The following is an 18,046-nucleotide window of genomic DNA, read 5'->3' on the forward strand; positions in this document are numbered from 1 at the left end:
CGATCGCTTTCTGGGCGCAAGGCTCAGCGAGTGCCGAGGAAGTCGCGCTTGCCGATTGCCACACCGTTATGGCGCAGGATGGCGTAGGCGGTGGTGCAGTGGAAATAGAAGTTGGGCATCACGTGGTCGAGCAGGAAGAGCTGGCCCTGGAAGTGGGTGTCCTTGCCGCGCCGCGAGAGGGTCACGGTGCGCTCCTCGCTGCCGTCGATCTGCGCGGCGCCGAGGCCTTGCAGAAAGCTCAGGGTAGCGGCGATGCGCGCCTGCAGATCGGCGAAGCTGGTTTCGTCATCGGCCTGGTGCGGGGCATCGATGCCGGCCAGCAGGGCGATGCCGGCCTGGGCGGTATCGCAGGCGATCTGCACCTGGCGGCTCAGCGGGAACATGTCCGGGGCCAGGCGGGCATTGAGTAATACGCTGGGGTCGATCTTCCGGGTCTCGGCGTCGGCGGCGGCAATGCCGAGGATGGTCGACAGGTTGTTCAGTTGGCGGGTGAACACCGGGATGGATGCTTGGTACATGGACAGGGACATGGAGTGCTCCGATTGAGTGCGGGCGACGGCTGAGGAAAAGCTAAACCGCCAGTGTGGCGGTTTATCGGGCAGTCGGGTCAGCGGGCGTACTTAGCCGATGCTGATCGGCGGCAGCTCGGCCAGCTCGACGGTCTGCTGTTTGCGCGGGGCGAGGATTTCCGCTTCGCCGTCGACCACCAGTTCGTCGTTCTGATTGAACACCCGGGTGGCGACGCGCACGCGGAATTTCGGCAGTTTCTCGAGGATTTCCAGACGTACGGTGAGGGTGTCGCCGAGCTTCACCGGCGCGGTGAAACGCATGCTCTGACCCAGGTAGATGGTGCCGGGGCCGGGCAGCTCGCAGGCTACTGCCGCGCTGATCAGGGCGCCGCTGAACATGCCATGGGCGATGCGCTGCTTGAACATGGTGGTGGCGGCATATTCGGCATCCAGGTGCACCGGGTTGCGGTCGCCGGACACCGCGGCGAACAGCTGGATGTCGCGCTCTTCGACGGTCTTGCTGTAGCTGGCGGTCTGGCCTATTTCGAGAATGTCGTAAGGCGTGTTGCTGCTTTGACTCATGGGTGTGTCTCCTGGGGTTGTGGGTGAAGCTGGCGGGGATGGCTCAGGGCCTGTTCCAGCCAGGCGATCAAGTCGGTGGTGACGTCGGCGCGGTTGCTCTCGTTGAGCAGCTCGTGGCGAGCATCCGGATATAGCTTCAATTGCACCTGGGTGTGGCCGGCCTGGCGCAGGGCGTTGGCCAGGTCGGTCAAACGCTTGCCGTCGCTGACCGGGTCGCAGGCTCCGCCGATCACCAGCAACGGCAGTTTGCAGTCGATCTGCGCCAGGTTGCGTGGCGGGGTGATGTGCAGCAGGCCGCCGAGCAGGTCGAGCCACAGCTGGTTGCTGCAGCGGAAGCCGCAGAGCGGGTCGTTGAGGTAGGCATCCACTTCGCCAGGGTCGCGGCTCAGCCAGTCGAAGCGAGTGCGATTGGGCTTGAAGGCTTTATTGAACGAGCCGAAGGAAATCAACTCGATCAGGGCGCTTTGGCCGGTCGGCCCCTGACGCCAGCGCTCGAAACGGGCAATCAGCCGCGCCGCGCGGTACAGCGCCAGGGGCTGGTAGTTGGAACCGGACAGAATCGCTCCTTGCAGGCTGCAGCTGTGTTGCATCAGGTAGGCCTGAGCGATGTAGCTGCCCATGCTGTGGCCCAGCAGGAAGATCGGCACCTGTGGATGCTGCTGGCGAATATGGTGGTTGAGGCGGGCCAGGTCACTCACCACCAGGTTCCAGCCGTTGGCGTCGGCATAGTGGCCGAGGTGGCCGTGTTCGGCCGTCCTGCCGTGGCCGCGCTGGTCGTGGGCGTAAAGCTCGAAGCCCGCAGCGACCAGGGCCGCGCCCAGGCGGGCGTAGCGTGCGCTGTGTTCGGCCATGCCATGGGCCACCATCACCACCGCTTTCGGCGGCTGTTCGGCGAACCAGCGGTTCACGTAGAGCGGTGCGGCGTCGCTGCTATCGAGCCAAAAAGCATTGTGCTGCATGGCGAATCCTTCGGCCTGCGAGAGTTCGGCATTGTAGAGCTTGCGCGCAGGCTTTTCCCAGCCGAATGGCGTGATCGAAGATTCACGCTGTCAATGACGCCCCGCAAGTATTTGCGCTCCTGTCCGGAGCTGCTAACGTCGGCGGCAGTTCCTTGTCAGCCGTCGTCGCGGCTTTTGCCATGGCGGACTCCGCGAGACAGGCACCTATCAGGGTAAGAGGATAAAAATAATGCAGCCTGATTTCTGGAGCGACAAACGTCCGACTGGCGTGCCCAACGATATCGACATGGGTGCCTACAAGTCGGTGGTCGAGGTGTTCGAGCGCTCGTGCAAGAAATTCGCCGACCGTCCGGCGTTCAGCAATATGGGGGTGACCCTGACCTACGCCGAGCTCGATCGTCTGTCCGGCGCCTTTGCCAGTTATCTGCAAAAGCACACCGACCTGCAGCCCGGCGAGCGCATCGCCGTGCAGATGCCCAACATTCTGCAATACCCGATAGCCGTGTTCGGTGCCATGCGCGCCGGGCTGATCGTGGTCAACACCAACCCGCTGTACACCGCCCGCGAGATGCGTCACCAGTTCAAGGATGCCGGGGTGCGCGCCCTGGTCTACCTGAACATGTTCGGCAAATTGGTGCAGGACGTGCTGGCGGATACCGAAATCGACTACCTGATCGAGGCCCGGATGGGTGACATGTTGCCGAGCCTCAAGGGCTGGCTGGTCAATACCCTGGTAAAGAAGGTCAAGAAAATGGTGCCGGACTACCGCCTGCCCCAGGCGGTGTCGTTCAAGGCGGCGCTCCAGCAGGGGCATGGGCACGGGGTCAAGCCGGTCGCGGTCGGCCACGACGATATCGCGGTGCTGCAATACACCGGCGGCACCACTGGGGTGGCCAAGGGCGCCATGCTGACCCACGGCAACCTGGTGGCCAACATGCAGCAGGTCGATGCCTGCTTGTCGCAGCTCGGCGACGACGGTACCCCGCTGATGAAGCAGGGCCAGGAAATCATGATCGCGCCGTTGCCGCTCTATCACATCTACGCCTTTACCGCGAACTGCATGTGCATGATGGTCAACGGCAATCTCAGCGTACTGATCAGTAATCCACGCGATATTCCCGGCTTCGTCAAGGAATTGGGCAAGTGGCGGTTCTCCGCGCTGCTGGGCCTCAATACCCTGTTCGTCGCGCTGATGGATCACCCCGAGTTCAAGAACCTCGATTTCTCCAGGCTCAAGGTCACCAACTCCGGCGGCACCGCGCTGGTCAAGGCCACCGCCGAGCGTTGGCAGGCCATTACCGGCTGTGCGGTGGTGGAAGGCTACGGCCTCACCGAGACTGCGCCAGTGGCCAGCAGCAACCCCTACGGTACCCGGGCGCGTCTGGGCACGGTGGGCATCCCGGTGCCGGGCACCGCGTTCAAGGTGATCGACGACGACGGTTGCGAGCAGCCCCTGGGCGAGCGGGGCGAGCTGTGCATCAAAGGCCCGCAAGTGATGAAGGGCTACTGGCAGCGCGAAGAGGCCACCGCCGAAGTTTTGGACGCCAAGGGCTGGTTCAAGACCGGCGACATCGCGGTAATCGACCCGGACGGCTTCGTGCGCATCGTCGACCGCAAGAAGGACATGATCATCGTCTCCGGCTTCAACGTGTACCCCAACGAGATCGAAGACGTGGTCATGGCCCACCCGCAGGTCGCCAGCTGCGCGGCCATCGGGGTGCCCGACGAAAAATCCGGCGAGGCGGTCAAGCTGTTCGTCGTCGCCCGCGCAGGCGGTCTCAGTGCCGAGGCGCTGACGGCTTACTGCAGGGAAAACTTCACCGGCTACAAGGTGCCCAAGCACATCGTCTTCCGCGATTCCTTGCCGATGACCCCGGTGGGCAAGATCCTCCGTCGTGAGCTGCGCGATATCGCGTAGACCGCGCAGCGCCGTAGCCCGGACTTCATCCGGGCTACGTTCTCCTCCAGGTCGCGGACCAGTTGCCGCAAGCCTTGTCCTACAAGCGCAGCGGGCGCCTGATAGGCTCGTCCTAAAAGTGACCAGAATGATAGTATTCGTCACTTTCGTTACTGGTAAGGCAGAGTTTGGTGCTAGGCGCTCCCAGGCAAAGCTGCTACTCTCGGCCCGCTTTTTGGCCGTTTGCCAGTCTGGAAAGTGAGTAAACACACAATAAACAACCGCCTCTGCGCGGTGAAGATCAGCTGTTGCTTAGGAGTGGGCTTCCGTGACCGAAAATTTTTGGAAGGATAAGTATCCCCTTGGGATTGCTGCCGAAATCGATCCCGATCAGTACCCGAATATCCAGGCGGTACTGAAACAGTCCTGCCAGCGTTTCGCCGACAAGCCGGCCTTCAGCAATCTCGGCAAGACCATCACCTACGGCGAACTGTATGAGTTGTCCGGTGCTTTCGCCGCCTACCTGCAACAGCACACGAGCCTGCAGCCTGGCGATCGCATTGCCGTGCAACTGCCCAACGTCCTGCAATACCCGGTCGTGGTGTTCGGCGCCATTCGCGCCGGCCTGGTCGTGGTCAACACCAACCCGCTGTACACCGCGCGGGAAATGGAACACCAATTCAACGATTCCGGCGCCAAGGCTCTGGTCAGCTTGGCCAACATGGCTCACCTGGTCGAACAAGTGTTGCCCAAGACCGGGATCAAGACGGTCATCATCAGCGAAGTCGGCGATATGCTGCCGCCGCTCAAGCGCCTGCTGATCAACAGTGTGGTCAAGTACGTGAAGAAGATGGTGCCGGCCTACAAACTGCCGCACGCCGTCAAGTTCACCGAAGCCCTGAGCAAAGGCCGTGGCAAGCCGGTCAAGGAAGCCAACCCGGCCAACGGCGAGATCGCCGTACTGCAGTACACCGGTGGCACCACCGGGGTGGCCAAGGGCGCGATGCTGACTCACCGCAATCTGGTGGCGAACATGCTGCAGGCCCGCGCGATGATGGCGTCGAACATGAATGAAGGCAGCGAAGTCGTGATTGCGCCGCTGCCGCTCTATCACATCTATGCTTTCACCTTCCATTGCATGGCCATGATGCTGATCGGCAACCATAACGTGCTGATCACCAACCCGCGGGACCTGCCGGGCATGGTTAAGGATCTGGCGCGTTACAAGTTCAGCGGTTTCGTCGGCCTCAATACCCTGTTCGTCGCCTTGTGCAACAGCGAGGACTTCCAGAAACTCGACTTCTCCTCTCTGAAAGTCACCCTGTCTGGCGGCATGGCCCTGCAATTGGCCACTGCCGAGCGCTGGACCCAGGTGACCGGCAGCCCGCTCTGCGAAGGCTTCGGCATGACCGAAACCAGTCCGGTGGCCACGGTCAACCCGGTTCAGGCCATCCAGCTGGGCACTATCGGTATTCCGGTGCCCTCGACCCAGTGCAAGGTGATCGACGACGAAGGCAACGAACTGCCCCTCGGCGCGGTGGGCGAGTTGTGCGTCAAGGGTCCGCAGGTGATGAAGGGCTACTGGCAACGCCAGGATGCCACCGACGAAATCCTCGACGCCGCCGGCTGGCTGAAAACCGGCGACATCGCGGTGATCCAGGAAGACGGTTACCTGCGCATCGTCGACCGCAAGAAAGACATGATTCTGGTGTCCGGCTTCAACGTCTACCCGAACGAGCTGGAGGACGTGCTGGCCACCCTGCCAGGCGTGCTGCAGTGCGCGGCCATCGGCATCCCGGACGAGAAATCCGGCGAAGCGATCAAGCTGTTCGTGGTCGCCAAGCCGGGCGTGAACCTGACCAAGGAGCAGGTCATGCAGCACATGCGCGCCAATGTCACCGGCTACAAGGTGCCGAGAGTCGTGGAGTTCCGCGATACGCTGCCGACCACCAACGTCGGCAAGATCCTGCGCCGCGAACTGCGCGACCAGGAGCTGAAGAAACTGGCCAAGGCTTGAGGGCAATGGTCTGAAAAAACCCGCTGCGGCGGGTTTTTTCTTGTCTATTGGCGAGTATGTCGTAGGATTGCTAAAAAAATGTACGTGGGTCACTGGTCTGACCACAGTCGGACCGGGTTCATGTGCGCATAATCCTCACTGCCAAGGTACTGCCCTCATGCTCGCCACACTTCGGTTGCGCTCCAAAGTCCTGTTGTTGGCCCTGGTTCCGGTGCTGCTGTTGACGCTGCTGCTCAGCACCCTAGCGGTGTTCACCCTGCAGCAGTTGGCCGATCAGCAGGAGGCCGGCACCCGCGAAAAGCTGACTCAGGATCGACGGATCGAAATCAAGCAGTACGTGGATCTGGCGATGAACGCCATCGCGCCCATCTATCAAGCTTCAGCCGCCAACGACATGGCTGCGCGCGAGCAGGCGGTGGCGGTGCTCAAGCGCCTGTCCTACGGCGCGGAAGGTTACTTCTGGGGCTACGACGGTGAATCGCTGCGCGTATTCCAGGCCAATGGCAACGAGCGCATCGGCGAGAGCTTCGCCGATTACCGCGACCCCAACGGGGTCTATGCCATTCGTGAACTGGTGCGTGCCGGTAAAGACGGCAGCCACTACGTCAATTACAGCTTCGTCCTCGGCGACGGCAAAGTGCTGGTGCCCAAGGTTGGTTACGCCGCCTACCTGCCTAAGTGGAATCTGGCCTTTGGCACCTCGGTGAATCTCGACGGGGTCGAGCGCGATGTGCAGCAGGCACGCGCCGAGTTTCAGGCGCGCATCGACAACCTGCTGCTGATCATGATCGGTTCGGCGTCCGCCCTGCTGCTACTGATGGGGGGGCTCGCCGTCGTCATGAGCAACTCCATTCTCCGCCCGCTGTTGCACATCAAGAGCAATCTCGACGACATGGCTGCTGGCAACGGCAACCTGACTTATCGCCTGCCAGTGACCAGTCAGGATGAGCTGGGAGAGCTGGCGCTATCGTTCAACCAGTTCGTCGAAAAAATCCACGGCCTGGTGTGCCAGGTGGCGGCTACCACTACCCAGCTCTCCAGCCTGGTCGGTGCGGTGTCCAGCCAGGCGCAACGCTCGGAGCAGGCCATGGAAGGGCAGCGCCAGGAGACCGATCAGGTGGCCACGGCGATCAATCAGATGTCCGCCGCCGCCCAGGAAGTGGCCAACAGTGCGCAACACGCCGCCGAAGCGGCGCGCGAGACTGACCTGGAAGGCCAGTCCGCCAAGCGCGTGGTGGATCAGAGTATCGAGAGCATCCACGATCTGGTGGGCGAAGTGCGTAGCAGCAGCACCTCACTGGAAAATCTGCGCCAGGATGTGCAAGGCATCGTCGGCGTGCTCGAGGTGATCCGCTCGATTGCCGAGCAAACCAACTTGCTGGCGCTCAATGCGGCGATCGAGGCGGCACGCGCCGGCGAGGCGGGCCGCGGTTTTGCCGTGGTCGCCGACGAAGTTCGCGCCCTGGCCAGCCGCACCCAGCAGAGCACCGGCGAGATCCAGAGCATGATCAACCGCTTGCAGAGCGCCACCAGCGAGTCGGTGAAGGCCATGCAGCGTGCCAGCGAGATGGGCGAGAACACCCGCGAGCAGGCCACCTGCGCCGGTGTCTCGCTGCAAGCCATCGCCAGCCTGATCGGCACCATCAACTCGATGAATGCGCAGATCGCCAGCGCGGCCGAAGAGCAGACTGCCGTGGCCGAAGAGATCAACCGCAGCGTGCACCAGATCGCCGTGGGTGTGGACGGGGTCGCTGGCGAAGCCGCCCAGGGTGCGCAGACCTCGCGCGAGCTCAACCAGCTTGGCGAGCGCCTGCAGCGCCTGGTCGGCCAGTTTCAGATCTGAGCGATGATCGCTAACCCGGCGCGCGATCTCAGGCCGCGCCGCTGGCGCTCAGCTGCTGTTCCAGCCAGTCGCAGAAACTGCGGGTCAGCGGGCTGTGCTCGCTGTCGCGATGAATCAGCCAGGCCCAGTTGGGGCCGCGCACGCGCTGTTCGGCCAGCGCTTGCAGCAGCCCGCTGGCTCTGGCCTGTTGCGCCAGCAGTTGGCTGACCAGGGCGATGCCCAGGCCCTGGCAGGCGGCGTCCAGCAGCAGGCCGGGGTCGGAGAAATTCAGGCCATGGCCCTGCTGGCCGACATCCACGCCGGCTTCGACCTCCCAGTGGCTCCAGTCCATTTCCCGCTCGCCGTGCAGGGTGCTGCGCTCGGCCGTGGGCGTTTGCAGCAGCGCGGGGTGGCAGGCCGGGTAGAGGCGGTCGTGCAGCAGCACCCGGAAGCTGCATTCGGCCTGGGCGCTGATGTCGTCACGCACGGCGATGTCGATGGTCTGGCTGGCCATGTCCGGGGCCTCGTCGGTGGTGAACAGCCACAGATCGATCTCGGCATGGCGCCGCCGGAAGTCGCCCAGGCGCGGCAGCAGCCAGTGGCGGGCGAAGGCCGGGGTGGTGTTGACCACCAATTGGTTGGGTTTGCTGTATTGCTCCAGGCGACGAATGCCCACGGCCAATTGCTGCAACAGCGACTGGGTGGTGCTGAGCAGGTCGTGGCCGGCGTCGGTCAGGCTGACGCTACGCCCGCTGCGGTAGAACAGCGGCTGTTCCAGATAACCTTCCAGGCTGCGGATCTGCTGGCTGATGGCCGACTGGGTGAGGTGCAACTCCTCGGCGGCCTTGTGGAAACTGCCCAGGCGGGCGGCGGCTTCGAAGCCGCGCAGGGCGTTCAGGGGTGGCCAGTGTTTGAGCATGATCGATAAGTCCTGCTAATCATTTGTGGGCAAAATCCATCGTTTGTTCTGTGATTTTTAGGGGCATAGCATGGGTGTCATGGCCGCTCAGGCGGTTTTCAGTGATAACAACTACTTAACTGAAAGGCACTTGTCATGCAACCGAACGACACGCAGCAAACGGGCTGGTGGATGCCGGCCGAATGGGCCCAACACGCCGCCACCTGGATGGTCTGGCCGCACAACCAGGCGCTGTGGGAGAACACCTGGGGCGTAACCCTGGCCCAGGTGCAGGAAGACTTCGCCCGGGTGGCCAACGCCATCGCCCGCTTCGAACCGGTCAAACTGGTGGTCGACCCGTCCGCCGGCGAACGCGCCCGGGCACTGTGTGGGCCAGGCGTCGAGCTGATCGAGCTGGCAGTCAACGACAGCTGGTGCCGTGACAGCGGGCCGAGTTTCGTCTGCCACCCGCAACTGGGCCTGGCCGGGGTCAGCTGGCGCTTCAACGCCTGGGGCGGCAAGTCGGCCCATGAGTTGGACGAGAGCCTGGCCCGGCGCGTGCTCAACGGCCTGGGCCTGGAGTGTTTCGGCACGCCGCTGGCCAACGAGGGCGGCGCCATCCATGTGGACGGCGAGGGCACGCTGATCACCACCGAGTCGGTGCTGCTCAATCCCAATCGCAATCCGGGCCTGAGCAAGGCCGAGATGGAAGACATCTTCGCCCGCCTGCTCGGGGTGCAGAAGACCATCTGGCTGCCGGGCGATCCGGACTACGTCACCGGCGACATGACCGACGGCCACGTCGACGGCGTGTGCGCCTTCGCCCGCCCCGGCGCGCTGCTGGTGGACGCCACCCATGACCAGGGTTCGGTGTATGCCGAGGTGGTGCGCGAGAACCGTCGTGCCCTGGAATTGGCCAGCGACGCCCGTGGCCGTCAGTTCGAGCTGCTCGAGCTGTACGAGGCCAGCGCTGCGCTGGATACGGAGGCCGAGGTGTTCTGCGCCTCCTACACCAACTTCTACATCGCCAATGGCGCCGTGATCATGCCGGCCTACGGCATCGCCGCCGACCGGGTCGCTGCCGAGACCCTGGCCATGGCTTTCCCCGGGCGCGAAGTGGTGCCGGTGCGGATCGACCAACTGGCCCATGGCGGCGGCGGCGTGCACTGCATCACCCAGCAACAGCCGGCCTGGCCGGCGAAGGGGTGAGCCGATGAGCATGCTGACCATCGCCACCACCCAGTTCGCCTGCAGCTGGGATCTCGGCCGCAACCTCGACCAGGCCGAGCAGCTGGTACGCCAAGCGGCGGCTCAGGGCGCCCAGGTGATCCTGTTGCAGGAGCTGTTCGCCACCCCGTATTTCTGCATCGAGCAGGATCATAAACACCTGGCGCTGGCCGAGGAATACCGCGACAGCCAAGTGCTCAAGCGCTTCGCCGCGCTGGCCAAAGAATTGGCCGTGGTGCTGCCGCTCTCCTGGTTCGAGAAGGCCGGCAACGCCTACTTCAACTCGCTGAGCGTGGCCGATGCCGATGGCCGTTTGCTCGGCGTCTACCGCAAGACCCACATCCCCAACGCCATCGGCTACCAGGAGAAGGAGTACTTCAGCCCCGGCGACACCGGCTTCAGGGTCTGGGACAGCGCCTATGGCCGCCTCGGCCTGGGTATCTGCTGGGATCAGTGGTTTCCCGAGACGGCCCGCTGCCTGGCCCTGATGGGCGCCGAAGTGTTGTTGTTTCCCACCGCCATCGGCTCCGAGCCGGGCGCCGCGGCGCTGGACTCACGCGATCATTGGCAGATGGCCATGCGCGGCCATGCCGCCGCCAATATCCTGCCGGTGGTCGCCGCCAACCGCGTCGGCCGTGAGCAGGCGAGCAACGACCCCGAGTTGGCGATGAGCTTCTACGGCTCGTCCTTTATCAGCAACCACAAGGGCAAGCTGTTGGCCGAGGCCGACCGCGACTCGACCGGCGTGCTGGTGCAGAGCCTCGACCTGGCGGCCATGCGCGAAGAGCGCCTGACCTGGGGCATCTACCGTGACCGTCGTCCGGAAATGTACGGATCCCTGCTGGGCCTGGACGGTCGTCAATCCCATGTGCGCTGGACGGCGCGAGGAGCACTCGATGTATAAGCACAGCCAACCACTGGCCGCTCTGGCCATCGGCCTGGGGCTGTTGAGCCAGCCACTGCTGGCCGCAGAGAAGGTGATGAACCTGTACAACTGGGCCGACTACTTCGCCGAGGACACCCTGGCCAAGTTCACCGCCGAAACCGGCATCCGCGTGGTCTACGACGTGATGGACAGCAGCGAGACGTTGGAGGCCAAGATGATGGCCGGCGGCAGCGGCTACGACCTGATCTTCCCCGGCGACACCGTAGCCGAGCGGCTGATGCGCGCCGGCGCCCTGCAGCCGCTGGACAAATCCAAACTGACCGAACTGGACGACATCGAGCCGGGACTGCAGGCGCTGCACGCCCAGTACCCCAAGTCCCGCGATGCCACTGTGCCTTACACCTGGGGCACGGTTGGCCTGACCTATAACGCCGAGATGATCAATCAGCGCGCGCCCGGTGCACCGGTGAACAGCCTGGATCTGCTGTTCAAGCCGGAGCTGGCGGCCAAGTTCGCCGACTGCGGGATTTCCCTGATCGACTCGCCCGACGAAGTCTTGGCGGTGGCGCTGCACTACCTGGGGCGCGATCCGCGCAGCGGCAAGGCGCAAGATCTGGCGGCGGCGCAAGCCCTGCTGATGCAGCTGCGCCCCCATGTGACCAAACTGCAGTCGCAGCCGGTCACCAACCTGGTCAACGGCAACCTGTGCCTGTCGCTCGGCTACAGCGGCGATATGACCCAGGCTCAGCGCGCGGCCGACGCTGCCGGCAAGCAGATGGATTTCCAGTACCGCATCCCCAGCGAAGGCACCACGGTGTGGATGGATACCATGGCGATTCCGGCTGACGCCAAACACCCGGAATACGCCTACGCCTTCATCAACTTCGTCATGCGCCCGGAGAATATGGCGGCCATCTCCAGCTTCACCGGCTACCCCACCTCCAACGCCAAGGCGCGTGCCGCTGTCGACCCGCAGATGCGCGACAACCCGGACATCTACCCGAGCGAGGCCGGTTACGCGCGGCTGATCCCCGGTAAGGACATCCCGCAGCGCGACATGCGTGCGCGCATGCGCACCTGGACCACGTTCAAGACCGCTGCCGGCCGCTGACGGCACACCGGCGTCAACCGAGACTCATGTGTTCATCCGGAGGCGGCTCAGTAGGCTGCTCTCCGACCAGGTTTTAGAGGTTTCTATGCGCGCTTCCCTAAGCTTTACCGGCCTGCTGCTGTTGGCCAGTTCCGCCCTGCAGGCCGCCGAATCGGCGGCCACGCTGTTGCACAACGGCAAGTTCTACACGGTGAACGAACAGCAGCCATGGGCCAGCGCCCTGGCCATAGACGCGGACGGACGCATTCTCGCCGTGGGCGATAGCCAGGCGCTGCAGGCCTATGTCGATGAACAGACCGAACAGGTCGACCTGCAGGGGCGTCTGGTGTTGCCGGGTTTTCAGGACAGCCACGCCCACGTGCTGGATGCCTCTTCCGAGGCCCAGGGCGATTGCACCCTCAGTCCCGAGGATGGCGTGCCGCAGTGGCTGGAGCAGCTGAGTGCCTGCAATGCCGAGGACGAGGGCGACTGGTTGGTGGGCTGGGGCTTCGCTCTGCACCGCCTATTGGCAGAAGAGGAGGCCCCGCGCGACCTGCTCGACGCCGTGGTGGCGGATCGTCCGGTGACCCTGATGGAGGAGACTTCGCACTCCTACTGGCTCAACTCCAAGGGCCTGGAGCTGGCCGGCATCGACGCAAACACCCCCGACCCGGTCGGCGGCGTGATCATGCGCGACGAGGACGGCCGGCCCACCGGCCTGGTGCTGGACAATGCCGGCGATCTGGCCCTGGATCAGGCATTGCCGCCGTCCAGGGCGCTCGCGGAGGTCTACTACCAGGCCGTGTTGGCGGGCCAGGATGAGCTGGCCAGGAACGGCATCACCTCGGTGGCCGACGCCCGGGTATTCTGGCGTCGCGGTCACCTCGAGGCCTGGCAGAAGGCCGCCCAACGCGACGAACTGAAGGCGCGCACCTCCCTCGGCCTGTGGGCCTATCCATCGCTGGACGACGAAGAGCAACTGGCCACACTCAAGGCCCTGTATCGACCCGGCGATGAGCACAGCCTGCTGCGGGTCAATCAGATCAAGTTCTACGTCGACGGCATCATCCACAACAGCACCGCGCGCTTGCAGCAGCCCTACCTGCACAGCCTGCCGGGGGGCGAGCGCAAGGGCCTGTATTACTTCACTCCCGAGCGCCTGCAACGCTATGTCAGTGAGCTGTCGGACGCGGGCTTCGACATGCATATCCATGCCATCGGCGACCAGGCGGTGAACGATGCCCTGGACGCCATCCAGGCCGGCGGCGGCCAGGGCCGTCATCGTCTGACCCACCTCGAACTGGTGGACGAGGCCGACAGGCCGCGCTTCAAGCAATTGAACGTCACCGCCGACTTCCAGCCGAGTCGCTACTTCGCGCCGCCTTTCCTCAAGGACAACCAGCCCTTGATCGGCCAGCGTGCCTACCAGCTGCTGCCGCTGCGTCAGCTGCATGACGCCGGTGCGCGGGTCACCCTCAGCTCCGATTGGGACGTCAACCCGCTGTCGCCCCTGGGCATCATGCAGAATGCCCTGAGCCTGGGCGAGCGCAGCCTGCCGAACCTGCAAGCGGCGGTGCGTGCCTACACCCTGGATGCCGCCTACAGCCTGCGCCAGGAACGGGACACCGGTTCGCTGGAAGTCGGCAAGCAGGCCGACCTGGTGGTGCTGGATCGCGACATCTTCCAGTTGCCGCTGGAGCAGCTCGGCCAGACCCAGGTGCTCTGGACCCTGCTCGGCGGCGAGCAGGTGTACCGCGACGCGGCCTTTTGATTGGCTATGTCTCAATTATGTGTTGCATGCGCGATCTCTTGTAGGAGGCGCGACCCCGCGGCGAATGCAGCCCGCAGGGCTGCCTGCCCATCGTTTCGCGGGTATAGCCAAAGCTCGCCCCGAGGTCGGGCCTCCTACGGATCGCAGGCAGTTCGCGCCTGGTGATACAACACCTAACGGGTACAGAGCCTTTTGATTCGGGCACCTGAGTCAGTCTCTTAGGTCATGGCGGGCTTAGCCTGTGGGCCGCACTCTGGATGCGTTCTTCGGGGTTGCGGTGAAATCTGCGACAATCGCGGCCCTCACGAATATGCTCACGGCTGCCCGATGACCGACCCGTTACCCGCCCTCGACCAGTTGCAGAAAAACCTCGAGCACGCCCTCTACGCCGACCGCCACCGCTTGCGTCGCCAGCTCCACGAGCTGAGCAAGCGGCCGGACGAGGCCAAGCTGGCGCAGTGGCTCGAACGTTTTCAGGCTTCCGCCGCCAAGGTCGAGGCGCGCCGTCTCAGCGTGCCGGCCATGCGTTACGACGACGCCTTGCCGATCGCCGCCAAGCGCGACGAGATCAAGGCGGCCATCGTCAAGCATCAGGTGGTGGTGATCGCCGGCGAAACCGGCTCGGGCAAAACCACCCAGCTGCCGAAGATCTGCCTGGAGCTGGGCCGCGGCGTGCACGGCTTGATCGGCCACACCCAGCCGCGGCGGCTGGCCGCGCGCAGCGTGGCGACCCGGGTCGCCGAGGAAATCGGCACGCCGCTGGGCGAGCTGGTCGGCTATCAGGTGCGTTTCGAGGACAAGAGCAACGAGCGCAGCCTGATCAAGCTGATGACCGACGGCATCCTGCTGGCCGAGACCCAGCACGACCGTTTCCTCGACAAGTACGACACCCTGATCATCGACGAGGCCCACGAGCGCAGCCTCAACATCGATTTTCTCCTCGGCTATCTGAAAACCCTGCTGGCGCGCCGGCCCGACCTCAAGCTGATCATCACCTCGGCGACCATCGACCTGCAGCGTTTCTCCAAGCATTTCGGCGACGCGCCCATCGTCGAAGTCTCCGGGCGCACCTATCCGGTCGAGACCTGGTACCGGCCGCTGACGTCCGAGCAGGACGAGGAGGGCAACCGGGTCGAGGAGGATCTGTCGGTCGACCAGGCGATCCTCGCCAGCCTCGACGAGATCGCCGCGTTCGAGAAGAGCGAGGGCAAGCGCCCCGGCGACGTGCTGGTGTTCCTGCCCGGCGAGCGGGAGATCCGCGACGCCGCCGAAGTGCTGCGCCGGGCCAACCTGCGCTTCACCGAAGTCCTGCCGCTGTATGCCCGACTGACTCCCGCCGAGCAACAGAAGATCTTCCAGCCGATGGCGGGACGCAAGATCGTTTTGGCCACCAACGTCGCCGAGACCTCGCTGACCGTGCCGGGCATCCGCTACGTGATCGACAGCGGCACGGCACGCATCAGCCGCTACAGCTATCGCGCCAAGATCCAGCGCCTGCCCATCGAAGCCGTGTCCCAGGCCAGCGCCAACCAGCGCAAGGGCCGCTGCGGGCGGGTCGAACCGGGCATCTGCGTGCGCCTGTACAGCGAGGAAGATTTCCTCGGCCGCCCCGAGTTCACCGATCCGGAAATCCTGCGTACCAACCTGGCGGCGGTGATCCTGCAGATGCTCCATCTGCGCCTGGGCGAGATCGAAGACTTTCCCTTTATCGAGCCGCCAGACGGCAAGGCCATCACCGACGGCTTCACCCTGTTGCAGGAACTCTCGGCGGTCAGCCGCGAAGGTCAACTGACCCCGTTGGGCCGCCAATTGGCGCGCCTGCCGGTCGACCCGCGCCTGGCGCGCATGGTGCTGGAAGGCGCCAAGCAGGGCAGCCTCGATGAAGTGCTGATCATCGCCAGTGCCCTGTCGGTGCAGGACGTGCGCGAGCGCCCCGCGGATCGCCAGCAGGCTGCCGACCAGGCCCATGCGCAGTGGAAGGATGTCGACTCCGATTTCGCCGCGCTGATCAACCTCTGGCGCGGTTTCGAGGAGCAGCGCCAGGCTCTCGGCTCCAGTGCACTGCGCAGCTGGTGCCGGAAGAACTTCCTCAACTACCTGCGCCTGCGCGAGTGGCGCGATGCCCATCGCCAGTTGGTGCTGATCGCCCGCGAACTGAAGTTATCGGAAGGCAGCAGCGGGCAGGGTAGCCGTAGGGTGGACAACGCCGCAGGCTTGTCCAGCAAGGTCGAGGCCGCCAAGGACGAAGCCCAGCAACGCAGCATCGACTACGCCAAGGTGCACAAGGCGATCCTCTCCGGCCTGCTCAGCCAGATCGGCCAGAAGACCGAAGAAGGCGACTACCTCGGCGCCCGCCAGCGGCGCTTCTGGGTGCATCCGTCCTCCGGGCTGGGTAGAAAGAAGCCCAATTGGATCATGACCGCCGAGCTGGTTGAGACCACCAAGCTGTTCGCCCGCATGGTGGCGAAGATCGAACCGGACTGGATCGAGCCGTTGGCGCCGCACCTGATCAAGAAGAACCACCTGGAGCCGCACTGGGAGAAGAAGCGCGGCCAGGTCGTGGCTTACGAGCAGATCAGCCTCTACGGCCTGATCGTGGTCGGCCGCCGGCCGGTGCATTACGGCCCCATCGACCCGCCGGTGTCGCGCGAGCTGTTTATCCGCGAGGGCCTGGTCGGCGGCGAAATCCTCTCCCGGGCCAAGTGCCTGAGCGCCAACCGCCAGCTGCTCGAGCAGCTCGACGCGTTGGAGGCCAAGGCCCGTCGGCGTGACATCCTCGCCGACGAAGAAACCCTGTTTGGCTATTACGAGGCGCGGTTGCCGGCTGAGATCCATCAGGCTGCGACCTTCGACAGCTGGTACAAGATCGAGAGCGCGAAGAATCCGCAGCTGCTGGTCATGCGCGAGGAAGACGTGCTGGCCCGCGACGCCAAGGAAATCACCGCCGCGCAGTACCCGGATATGCTGCGCCTGGGTGACTTGAGCCTGCCGCTGAGCTACCACTTCGAGCCCAACCACCCGCGTGACGGCGTCACCCTGCGCGTGCCGGCTCCGCTGCTGCCGCAACTGCCGGGCGAGCGCCTGCAATGGCTGGTGCCCGGCCTGCTGGAGGCCAAGTGCGTGGCCCTGGTGCGCAACCTGCCGAAAGCCTTGCGCAAGAATTTCGTCCCGGTGCCGGATTTCGTCGGCGCCGCGTTGAGCAAGTTGAGCCTTGGCCAGGGCAACCTGCCCGAAGCCCTGGGCCGCGAGCTGACGCGCATGACCGGCGCGCGGGTGCCCGAGGAGGCCTGGATCGAGGCCGAGGCGCAGCTGGAAAACCACTTGAAGATGAACCTGGAAGTGGTCGACGCCCAGGGCAAGTTCCTCGGCGAAGGCCGCGACCTGGCCGAGCTGTGCGCGCGCTTTGCCGAGGCCAGTCAGGCCGCGTTGGCGATTCCGCGAACCGATAAAACGCCGAAAACGGTGGAGGCCAAGGCCTTCGCCCAGGTGGCGGAAAAGACCCAGCAGCAGATTGCCGGCCTGTCGATGACCGTTTACCCGGCGCTGGTGGAAGAGGCGGGCACGGTCAAGGAAGAGCGCTTCTCGACCCAGGCCGAGGCCGAATACCAGCACCGCCGAGCCCTGCAGCGTCTGCTGTTGCAGCAGCTGGCCGAACCGGCCAAGTACCTGCGGGGCAAATTGCCGGGCCTGACCGAGTTGGGCTTGCTGTACCGCGACATGGGCCGGGTCGAGGCACTGGTCGAAGACATCCTTTTGGCCAGCCTGGACAGCTGCGTCCTCGAAGGGCAGCAGCCGTTGCCGAGGGACGGCGCCGCCCTAGCTACTTTGGCCGAGAGCAAGCGTGGCGACTGGACGGCGCATGCCGAGCGCCTGGCCAAGCTCACCCTGGAAATCCTTAAGGCTTGGCACGGCCTGCAGAAACGTTTCAAGGGCAAGATCGACCTGGCCCAGGCCATCGCCCTCAACGACATCAAGCAGCAACTGGGCAACCTGGTCTACCCCGGTTTCGTCCGCGAAACCCCGGCCGAATGGCTCAAAGAACTGCCGCGTTACCTCAAGGCCATCGAGCAGCGTTGCGAGAAAATTGGCGCCCAGTTGCAGCGCGACCGAGTCTGGAGCGGTGAGCTGGCCGGTTATTGGCAGCAATACCAGGCGCGTCTGGCCAAACACGCCCAGGAAGGCAAGCGCGACCCACAACTGCTGCTGTATCGCTGGATGCTCGAGGAATACCGCGTCTCGCTATTCGCTCAGCAGCTCGGCACCAAGATCGCGGTGTCGGACAAGCGCCTGAACAAGCAGTGGAGCCAGGTCGAAGCCTGATCACCGGTAGGGCGTACTCGCGCAGCAGTACGCCGGCCGGCGCGGCGCCGCGTGCCTGGTCTTGGCCG

At 64.4% G+C, this 18,046-nt stretch carries 12 protein-coding genes and 1 pseudogene; 9 read left to right on the forward strand and 4 right to left on the reverse strand.

Annotated features, from left to right (window positions below; all coding sequences use genetic code 11):
• Positions 1-23: 23 nt before the first annotated feature.
• The 3 genes from P8H27_RS10525 to P8H27_RS10535 all read right to left on the reverse strand — a co-directional run bounded on the left by P8H27_RS10525 (position 24) and on the right by P8H27_RS10535 (position 2,050).
• The gene (locus P8H27_RS10525; RefSeq protein WP_289637325.1) at positions 24-530 is read right to left on the reverse strand and encodes a DUF1993 family protein; all 507 of its coding nucleotides are present in this window, start codon (positions 528-530) and stop codon (positions 24-26) included.
• A gap of 90 nt (positions 531-620) precedes the next feature.
• The gene (locus P8H27_RS10530) at positions 621-1,091 is read right to left on the reverse strand and encodes a MaoC family dehydratase (protein ID WP_289637326.1); all 471 of its coding nucleotides are present in this window, start codon (positions 1,089-1,091) and stop codon (positions 621-623) included.
• Positions 1,088-2,050 (reverse strand): alpha/beta hydrolase, encoded by a 963-nt coding sequence (locus tag P8H27_RS10535; protein ID WP_289637327.1) that lies wholly within the window; start codon positions 2,048-2,050, stop codon positions 1,088-1,090. Before P8H27_RS10535 ends, P8H27_RS10530 begins: the two co-directional genes overlap by 4 nt.
• 229 nt (positions 2,051-2,279) lie before the next feature.
• Between P8H27_RS10535 and fadD2 the strand changes: the two genes are divergently transcribed.
• The 4 genes and pseudogenes from fadD2 to P8H27_RS20650 all read left to right on the forward strand — a co-directional run bounded on the left by fadD2 (position 2,280) and on the right by P8H27_RS20650 (position 7,807).
• Positions 2,280-3,968: a long-chain-fatty-acid--CoA ligase FadD2 gene (gene fadD2, locus P8H27_RS10540; protein ID WP_289637328.1), complete on the forward strand. Its 1,689-nt coding sequence runs from the start codon at positions 2,280-2,282 to the stop codon at positions 3,966-3,968.
• Between the two features lie 307 nt (positions 3,969-4,275).
• Positions 4,276-5,964 (forward strand): long-chain-fatty-acid--CoA ligase FadD1, encoded by a 1,689-nt coding sequence (fadD1, locus tag P8H27_RS10545; protein ID WP_289637330.1) that lies wholly within the window; start codon positions 4,276-4,278, stop codon positions 5,962-5,964.
• Between the two features lie 157 nt (positions 5,965-6,121).
• Positions 6,122-6,949: pseudogene (locus P8H27_RS20645) on the forward strand (cache domain-containing protein); the annotation flags it as partial.
• 102 nt (positions 6,950-7,051) lie between these two features.
• The gene (locus P8H27_RS20650; RefSeq protein WP_374761344.1) at positions 7,052-7,807 is read left to right on the forward strand and encodes a methyl-accepting chemotaxis protein; all 756 of its coding nucleotides are present in this window, start codon (positions 7,052-7,054) and stop codon (positions 7,805-7,807) included.
• A 28-nt stretch (positions 7,808-7,835) separates the two neighbouring features.
• On the opposite strand, the gene P8H27_RS10555 is transcribed toward P8H27_RS20650, so the two are convergent.
• Entirely contained in the window at positions 7,836-8,705 is an 870-nt protein-coding gene (locus P8H27_RS10555) for a LysR family transcriptional regulator (RefSeq protein WP_289637335.1), read from the reverse strand.
• A gap of 135 nt (positions 8,706-8,840) precedes the next feature.
• On the opposite strand from P8H27_RS10555, the gene P8H27_RS10560 reads away from it, so the two are divergent.
• From P8H27_RS10560 to hrpA, 5 genes are all read left to right on the forward strand, one after another.
• Positions 8,841-9,893: an agmatine/peptidylarginine deiminase gene (locus P8H27_RS10560; RefSeq protein ID WP_289637337.1), complete on the forward strand. Its 1,053-nt coding sequence runs from the start codon at positions 8,841-8,843 to the stop codon at positions 9,891-9,893.
• Positions 9,894-9,897: 4 nt separating this feature from the next.
• Positions 9,898-10,815, forward strand: a complete 918-nt coding sequence (aguB, locus tag P8H27_RS10565; protein WP_289637339.1) for an N-carbamoylputrescine amidase — start codon at positions 9,898-9,900, stop codon at positions 10,813-10,815.
• A complete protein-coding gene (locus tag P8H27_RS10570) occupies positions 10,808-11,908 on the forward strand; it encodes an extracellular solute-binding protein (RefSeq protein ID WP_289637341.1) in 1,101 nt (366 codons plus the stop codon). The genes aguB and P8H27_RS10570 overlap by 8 nt, the downstream gene beginning before the upstream one ends.
• An 85-nt stretch (positions 11,909-11,993) precedes the next feature.
• A complete protein-coding gene (locus P8H27_RS10575) occupies positions 11,994-13,658 on the forward strand; it encodes an amidohydrolase (protein ID WP_289637343.1) in 1,665 nt (554 codons plus the stop codon).
• 327 nt (positions 13,659-13,985) lie between these two features.
• A complete protein-coding gene (gene hrpA, locus P8H27_RS10580) occupies positions 13,986-17,978 on the forward strand; it encodes an ATP-dependent RNA helicase HrpA (RefSeq protein WP_289637345.1) in 3,993 nt (1,330 codons plus the stop codon).
• Positions 17,979-18,046 lie beyond the last annotated feature (68 nt).

Source organism: Pseudomonas sp. sp1636 (assembly GCF_030376615.1).
Taxonomy (GTDB): Bacteria; Pseudomonadota; Gammaproteobacteria; order Pseudomonadales; family Pseudomonadaceae; genus Aquipseudomonas.